Annotated in this window: 9 protein-coding genes; 7 read left to right on the plus strand and 2 right to left on the minus strand. The window is 72.9% G+C overall.

Features of this window, described 5'->3' with window-relative positions; all coding sequences use genetic code 11:
* Together Q9S36_RS51195 and Q9S36_RS51200 are read left to right on the plus strand one after the other, a co-directional pair.
* The coding region (locus Q9S36_RS51195) for a hypothetical protein (RefSeq protein WP_396653990.1) at window positions 1-456 on the plus strand (456 nt) is incomplete at its 5' end.
* Between the two features lie 260 nt (window positions 457-716).
* Window positions 717-920: a cold-shock protein gene (locus Q9S36_RS51200; RefSeq protein ID WP_311292396.1), complete on the plus strand. Its 204-nt coding sequence runs from the start codon at window positions 717-719 to the stop codon at window positions 918-920.
* 124 nt (window positions 921-1,044) lie between these two features.
* On the opposite strand, the gene Q9S36_RS51205 is transcribed toward Q9S36_RS51200, so the two are convergent.
* On the minus strand, window positions 1,045-1,890 hold the full coding sequence (locus Q9S36_RS51205; RefSeq protein ID WP_311292397.1) for a LysR family transcriptional regulator: 846 nt from the start codon (window positions 1,888-1,890) through the stop codon (window positions 1,045-1,047).
* 103 nt (window positions 1,891-1,993) lie between these two features.
* Between Q9S36_RS51205 and Q9S36_RS51210 the strand changes: the two genes are divergently transcribed.
* From Q9S36_RS51210 to arr, 3 genes are read left to right on the plus strand one after another with little or no spacing between them, the layout of a single operon-like run.
* A complete protein-coding gene (locus Q9S36_RS51210) occupies window positions 1,994-2,719 on the plus strand; it encodes an SDR family oxidoreductase (RefSeq protein ID WP_311292398.1) in 726 nt (241 codons plus the stop codon).
* A gap of 52 nt (window positions 2,720-2,771) precedes the next feature.
* On the plus strand, window positions 2,772-3,671 hold the full coding sequence (locus tag Q9S36_RS51215) for an NAD(P)-dependent oxidoreductase (protein WP_311292399.1): 900 nt from the start codon (window positions 2,772-2,774) through the stop codon (window positions 3,669-3,671).
* A 13-nt stretch (window positions 3,672-3,684) separates the two neighbouring features.
* Window positions 3,685-4,122: an NAD(+)--rifampin ADP-ribosyltransferase gene (gene arr / locus Q9S36_RS51220; protein ID WP_311292403.1), complete on the plus strand. Its 438-nt coding sequence runs from the start codon at window positions 3,685-3,687 to the stop codon at window positions 4,120-4,122.
* Between the two features lie 35 nt (window positions 4,123-4,157).
* On the opposite strand, the gene Q9S36_RS51225 is transcribed toward arr, so the two are convergent.
* Window positions 4,158-4,712: a CGNR zinc finger domain-containing protein gene (locus tag Q9S36_RS51225; protein WP_311292400.1), complete on the minus strand. Its 555-nt coding sequence runs from the start codon at window positions 4,710-4,712 to the stop codon at window positions 4,158-4,160.
* 79 nt (window positions 4,713-4,791) lie between these two features.
* Between Q9S36_RS51225 and Q9S36_RS51230 the strand changes: the two genes are divergently transcribed.
* Window positions 4,792-5,814, plus strand: coding sequence for a BTAD domain-containing putative transcriptional regulator (locus Q9S36_RS51230; protein ID WP_311292401.1), 1,023 nt, complete (start codon window positions 4,792-4,794; stop codon window positions 5,812-5,814).
* 56 nt (window positions 5,815-5,870) lie between these two features.
* The coding region (locus Q9S36_RS51235) for an ABC transporter substrate-binding protein (RefSeq protein ID WP_311292402.1) at window positions 5,871-6,742 on the plus strand (872 nt) is incomplete at its 3' end.

The raw sequence follows: 6,742 nt of genomic DNA on the forward strand, positions 1-6,742 counted from the left end.
TCGTTGCTGGCGCTGGCCCTCGCCCTCCCGATGCTGCCGCTCGCCCTCCGCGGCCGCCGGCCGGGAGCGATCACCGTCGCCGCCCTGCTGGCCGGGACGACCGCCGTCGCCGACGTCGGCGCGGCGACCCTCCGCTCGGGACTCGCGGGCGAGGCGGTCCGCCCGCTGACCGACGACCTGGCGTTCTGGTTGTGGCTGTTCGTGCCGCTCGGCCTGTTCGTCCACGGGTCCGTGCACGGCCGCGGGTGGGCACGCCTGGCGGCGCTGCTGCTGGTCCTGGGCGCACCGGTCGTCGCGGCGTTCTCCTACGCCATCGGCTCCTTCGACGCCGCACCCTGGTGGGAGGCGATCTCCGGGATCTTCACCGCCGCGGGTGGCTTCAGCGTGCTGGTCGCGGCCCTGCGCCGTCCTGAGCCCCACCGCGGCACGGCGACGCAGCCGGCGGTCGCGGGATAGGTCGGCTCGGTGGACGAGCTCGCCGGGGCCGGTGTCGAGGACCGCGTCGCACGAGGGCCGGTCCCCGAATCGGTTGAGGAGTCGCGCGTGCCGTAGGCTGGTGAAGTTGAAGGGACGGCTCCGGCCGTCCTGGCCGCGCACGGAGCGCGGCTCGTGTCTCGTACTCCTGGTCTTCGGTTCGCTGGACATCAGCTCAGTTGGATGTCTTCAGCGCCGCTGGGCGGCACGTCGCCCCCAGCACCGAACAGAGGAAAAAGATCATGGCTCAGGGCACCGTCAAGTGGTTCAACGCTGACAAGGGCTTCGGCTTCATCGCGCAGGACGGCGGCGGCGAGGACGTGTTCGTCCACTTCTCCGCCATCCAGACCAACGGCTACAAGTCGCTCGACGAGAACCAGAAGGTCGAGTTCGACGTCACGCAGGGCCCCAAGGGCCCGCAGGCCGAGAACGTCCGCGCCGTCTGATCGCCGACGAACGGCCCCGATCGCACTGCGGTCGGGGCCGTTCGTGCGTCTCGGGCCTCCGATCCGTCATCCGAACCCGCACCCATACGGTCGGCTTCGTCTGACGGACCGGGCGGGCGCCGGGTCAGAGCCGCGAGGCGACGCGCACGAGGCCGGCGACCCCGACCGAGGTGCTGTGCGGAGGCCAGGCGATCACGGTGGTGACGCGGGGCGCGTCGCTCAGGGGCACGACGGCGAGCCCGTCGCGCAGGTTGGCGCGAGCCGACTCGGGCAGCACGACCGCCGCCCGGCCGAGGCGGACCAGCTGCAGCACCTGGGTGAGGTCGCGCAGCTCGGGGCCGGGGCCGTCGGGATAGCTGCCGTCGAGGCGCGGCCACCGGGGCAGGGGCAGGTCCGGGATCGAGGTCGCCTCCTCCAGCGTCATCGAGGAGCGGCCGCTCGCCGGGTGGCCCGACGGCAGGACCAGCAGCTGGTCCTCGACCGCGAGCTCGTCGACGTCGAAGCCGCTGAGGTCGTCGAAGGGACGGTGCAGGATCGCCACGTCCGCCCGGCCGTCGCGCAGCATCAGCGCCTGGCGACCGGGCGGGCTGAGGACGACCTCGACGTCGACCGCGTCGGGCTCGGCGGCGTACGCGTCGAGCAGCTTGGCCATCAGCTCGCTGGACGCGCCCGCCTTGGCCGTCAGCACCACCGGGGCGCGTCCGCCGGCGTCCGCGGCCCGGCGGGTACGACGCGCGGCGGCCTCGACCGCGGCCAGCGCGGCGCGGCCCTCGCTCAGCAGGGTCTCGCCGGCGGGCGTGAGCGACATGCCCCGGGGCGTGCGGACGAAGAGGTCGGCACCCAGTCGCCGCTCGAGCTGGGCGATGGCCCGCGACAGCGGCGGCTGGGCCATCCCGAGCCGCTCGGCCGCCCGGCCGACGTGCGCCTCCTCGGCCACGGCGACGAAGTAGCGCAGCTCGCGGGTCTCCACGACGTCGAGCCTACGCCGCTGACCAGCGGTCATACCTGCGCGGTATCGGGGCCGACCTGATCGGTCTTGGAACGTGGCACGCCCGCGAGCACACGATCGGGGCATGACAGAGAACAGCAGGACAGCACTGGTCACCGGCGCCAACAAGGGCATCGGCTACGAGATCGCGGCCGGCCTGGCCCGCCGCGGCTTCCGGGTGGGCGTCGGCGCCCGCGACACCGCACGCCGCGAGGAGGCGGTGGACAAGCTGCGTGCCGAGGGGCTCGACGTCTTCGGCGTCGCGCTCGACGTCACCGACGACGACAGCGTCGTGGCGGCCGCGGCCCAGCTCGAGGAGCTCGGCGGGCTCGACGTCCTCGTCAACAACGCCGGCATCACCGGCGGGATGCCGCAGGAGCCCTCGCAGGTCACCGCCGAGCAGGTCCTCGGCGTCGTCGACGTCAACGTGCTCGGCGTCATCCGGGTCACCAACGCGATGCTGCCGATGCTGCGGCGCGCCGCCTCGCCGCGCATCGTCAACGTGTCGAGCACCGTGGGGTCCCTCGGCCTGCAGACCGCTCAGGAAGAGCCGGTCGGCCCCCTCTCTGGTGCCTACTCCCCCACCAAGACCTACCTCAACGCACTCACGGTCCAGTACGCCAAGGAGCTCGCCGGCGCCGGCATCCTGGTCAACGCCGGCTGCCCCGGCTACGTCGCCACCGACCTCAACGGGCACCGCGGCACACGTACGCCGGAGCAGGGCGCCGCTGTCTTCCTCGACCTCGCGACGCTGCCCGACGACGGCCCGACGGGGACGTTCTCCGACGAGACGGGCGTCCAGCCGTGGTGAGGTGACCGGACGGGTGTGACGCGCCTTGCGCTGCCCCGGTAGGAAGGCACCCATGCGCATCTTCTTCACCGGCGGCAGCGGCAAGGCCGGCCGCCACGTCGCCCCTTTCCTCGCCCAGCAGGGCCACCAGGTCACCAACGCCGACCTGGTCCCCCTCGACCACCCCGACGTCCACGACCTGCGGGTCGACCTCACCGACGGCGGCGAGGTCTACTCGGCGCTCGCGGGTCTCGCCACGTTCGAGGAGCTCGACCTGGCCGAGAAGCCGTCGTACGACGCCGTGGTGCACTTCGCCGCGGTGCCCGCGATCCTCCGCGTGCCCGACGCGGCGACCTACGCCACCAACGTGCTCAGCACCTACAACATCCTCGAGGCCGCGACCCGGCTCGGCATCCGCAAGGTCGTCTTCGCCTCGTCGGAGACGACGTACGGCGTCTGCTTCGCGCAGGGCGAGCGCCGGCCCCTCTACCTCCCGGTCGACGAGGAGCACCCGACGGTGCCCGAGGACTCCTACGCGATGTCCAAGGTCGCCAACGAGGTGACGGCGCGCTCGTTCCAGGCCCGCACGGGCGCGGACGTCTACGGGTTGCGGATCAACAACGTCATCGAGCCGCACGAGTACGAGGAGCTGTTCCCGGCGTTCCTCGACGACCCGGCGCAGCGACGGCGCAACATCTTCGCCTACATCGACGTGCGCGACCTCGGCCAGATGGTGCAGCGCTGCCTGGAGACCGACGGCCTGGGCTACGAGGTGTTCAACGTCGCCAACGCGGACCTCTCCGTCGCGGCGACCACGACCCAGCTGCTCGAGCGCTTCTACGACGGCGTCGAGCTGCGCCGGGAGCTGGGCGCCGACGAGACGTTCTACGCCATCGACAAGGCGCGCTCGCTCGTGGGCTTCTCCCCCGAGCACTCGTGGCGCGAGGTCCTGGGAGCGCCCCGTGCCTCGTGAGGAAGAGCCGCGGGTGCCGGTGACGTACGACCGCCACGACCACGTCACGGGTCCGTTCCTCCACGGCACGAAGGCGACGGTCCTGCCGGGCGAGGAGCTCGTGCCGGGCTGGTCCTCGAACTTCGAGGAGGGGCGGGTGATGAACCACATCTACTTCACCACGCTCGAGAGCACCGCGGCGTGGGGCGCCCAGCTGTCCTCCGCCCTCGCGGGCCTGGAGACGCGTGGCCACGTGTACGCCGTCGAGCCGCTCGGCCCGTTCGAGGACGACCCGAACGTCACCGACAAGCGCTTCCCCGGGAACCCCACCGAGTCCTACCGGACGCGGCACCCGCTGCGGGTGCTGCACGAGGTCACCGACTGGACCCCGCACCCGCCCGAGGCCCTGTCGGCCATGCTCGAGAGCCTCGCCGCACTGCGGGCGCAGGGACTGGACGTCATCGAGGACTGAGGCGGCGGGTCGCGTCAGGTCGCGTCAGGGTCGCTTCAGGTGGAGGCGTCGCCGGCCGCACGGCGTGCCCGGTAGGCGCGCACCTTCATGACGTTGCCGCACGGGTCGGTGCTGCACCAGCGCATCACCTGGGTGGGCGAGGGGTCGTAGTAGATCCACCGGCAGTCGTCGCGCTCGCACTCGCGCAGCCGGTCCCAGTCGCCGGTGACCATGGCGTCGTGCACGGTGGCGATGCACTCCCCCACGAGCCGGTCGACCGCCGACCGGCCGGCGGAGGCGGCGCGCCGGAGGTGGGCCGACTCCTCGCGCACCTCGACCGTCACCGGGTGCCGGGCGGCGATGCGGTTGAAGGCGTCCCGCGTCGCGGCGGAGGGGTGCAGCACCAGGTCACGGGTGACGTCGCGGAACGTGCGGTAGGGCGCGAGGTCCGCCGACGCCGGCAGGGGGCCGTACGCCGACCCGGCCAGCGCCAGGAAGCGGTTGAGACGCGTCACGTCGACGGCGTGGTCGACGCCGTGGAACCGGTCGTCGGAGTTGAGGACGACCCGCACCTCCTCCAGGGGACCGGGTGCTGGGCGGTCGGTGGGCATCGGACCTCGTCTCGAGCGCGTCGGCGAATCGTCGGTTACGATCATATCGCTGATCGTCGTAACGCGGGGAGGGGGCCGGATGACGTCGACGCAGATCGACCTCGACGTGCTGGGTCCCAGCGCTGCCCGCGTCCGCGACACACCCGTCCCGCTCGGCGCCCCGAAGCTGCGCAGCCTGCTCGGCCTGCTCGTGCTGTGGCGCGACCAGCCGGTGCCGGCCGACCGGCTCATCGACGTCCTGTGGCAGGGCGGCCCGCCGCCCGGCGCGGGCAACACGCTGCAGGGCTACGTCGCCGACCTGCGCCGGCGCCTCGAGCCGGGGCGTCGCGCCCGCACTGCCTCCTCGGTGCTCGTGCACGAGGGTGGCGGCTACCGCCTCGCCGCCGGCGCCGCGGACGTCGACGTGGACCGGTTCGAGGCGGCGGTGAGGTGGGGACGCGACCACGTGGAGCGGCTGCGCGACCGGATGCGGCCGCCGCTGCTCGCCGACTCGGACGCCGCGCGCGCGGAGACCGCCCGCGACGAGGTGGCGGCCGCGATGCGGCTCTGGCGCGGCGACGCGTACGCCGACCTCGCCGACCTGCCCGTCGCCGGCGCCGAGCGGCGGCGGCTCGAGGAGCTGCGCGTGGACGGGCACGTCGCCACCGCGGTGCTCGACCTCTCGCTCGGTCGGGCCGCGGGCGCGGCCGGCTCCCTCGAGGACCTCGTGCACCAGCACCCGTGGCGCGAGGAGCTGTGGGGACTGTGGGCGGTCGCTCTGGTGCGCTCGGGCAGGCAGGCGCACGCCCTGGAGGTGCTCGACCGGCTGCGCCGCACGCTCGCCGACGAGCTCGGCATCGACCCGGGTCCCGCGGTGGCTGAGCTGCAGACGGCGATCCTGCGGCAGCACCCGAGCGTGCTCGGCCTCGTCGAACCGGTCGAACCGGCCGCACCATGCCGCCACGCCTGCTGCCACCCGGCCCCCGTCGTCGTGGTGGTCGTGCCCGGCGACCCCGCGCTCGACCCCGCGACGGTGCTCCGTGACCTGCTCGTGACCAACCCCGTCGAAGGGTCACCGCTTCGTGACCTTCGCGGCCACCTCGGACGGCCCTCGGCTCCCTAACGTCCGAGTGACGCCCGGGGACCTCTTGGGCGATGACGCGGACGAAAGGCACAGACATGGCGCGCACCAAGCCGCTTGCGCTCGTGGCCGGTGCCGCCCTCCTGACGCTCGCCGCCTGTGGCGGCGGGTCGTCGGACGAGGGTGGCGGCGGCTCGGGCACCGATCGTGAGTTCGGCGGGCAGGAAGGAGGGACCAAGGACGCGGCACGCCAGGGCCCCGCTGCGGACGTCGAGGGCGCGACGGCCGGCGGCACCATCACGGTCTACCTGCCCGGCGACCCGGGCCCGGACTCGCTCGACCCCACCACCGGCTGGTCGGTGACCGGCAACTCGATCCAGCAGGCGCTCACGAGCCGCTCGCTCACGCAGTACGCCCGCGACGAGGAGGGCCAGCCCGTCCTGGTCCCCGACCTGGCGACCGACCTGGGCACGCCCAACGAGGACTTCACGGAGTGGACCTTCACCATCCGTGACGACGCGACGTGGGAGGACGGCAAGCCCGTCACCGCTGAGGAGGTCGCCTTCGGCATCTGTCGGTCCCTGGACGCGGGCGCGTTCCCCTCGGGGCCCGGCACGGAGTACTCGGCGTCGTACTTCGCGGGCGCCGACGGCTACAAGGGGCCGTACACGGGCAAGGACCCCGCCTGCGAGAAGTGGGAAGGGATCTCGGTCGAGGGCCAGGACATCACCATCAAGATGTCCAAGCCGTTCCCGGACATGGACTACTGGGGCGCCTTCATGGCGATGGGCCCGGCTCCCCTGGGCAACGCCTCGAAGCCGCCGAACTACGGCCAGAAGCCGCTGTCCAACGGCCCCTACAAGGTCGAGAGCTTCAAGCCCAACGAGGAGCTCGTGCTGGTGAAGAACGACCAGTGGACCGCCGAGTCGGACCCGGCGCGTCACCAGTACGCCGACGAGTTCGTCTTCAA

It is taken from the genome of Microbacterium sp. ARD31, from assembly GCF_031844425.1.